Raw genomic sequence first — 610 nt, forward strand, 5'->3', positions numbered from 1 at the left:
GGGTCGATCAGCAGTTTGTTGTGGTTGAAGCGGTGACCATTGGCCGGGTCATAAGGACCATATACGCGGTAGCCGTAGATCAAGCCAGGATGCGCATCGGGCAGGTAGCCGTGGTAAATCTCATCGGTGTATTCCGGCAGCTCGATGCGTTCGAGCTCGACCTCGCCGGCATCGTCGAAAATGCACAGCTCGACCTTGGTGGCGTTGGCGGAAAACAGAGCAAAGTTCACCCCCAGACCATCCCAGGTCGCACCGAGCGGGAAGGGCAGGCCTTCACGGATTCTCGACGGCTCGGCGTGCGCAGCGGGTTCGGCTTTCTTTGGACGGGTCATGATTGCTCCTGCAAAAAAACGGGACAGTTCAGGCAATGAGATTTCCTGGTGGGAGCGAGCCTGCTCGCGAAAGCGTCGGTACATTCGACATTTTCACCAACTGACCTAGCGCTTTCGCGAGCAGGCTCGCTCCCACAGGGTTGTGTGTTTTTCCCAATAAGGGACTTTCTTCGGGGCGCAAGAGCCCCTTGTGGCGAGCACGCTCGCCACACAGTCATTCAGTTCAAAAATGGATCGGGTCAGTTCGCCGGAGGCTTCTTCGCTGCTCGCGGCTTTTT

1 pseudogene is annotated in these 610 nt (G+C 57.5%); it reads right to left on the reverse strand.

Features of this window, described 5'->3' with window-relative positions:
* Positions 1–332, reverse strand: a pseudogene (locus tag OQK_RS01355) (glycogen debranching protein GlgX); the annotation flags it as partial.
* Between the last annotated feature and the right edge of the window lie 278 nt (positions 333–610).

Origin of the sequence: Pseudomonas sp. R62 (assembly GCF_000257605.1) — a bacterium.
Lineage (GTDB): Bacteria > Pseudomonadota > Gammaproteobacteria > Pseudomonadales > Pseudomonadaceae > Aquipseudomonas > Aquipseudomonas atacamensis.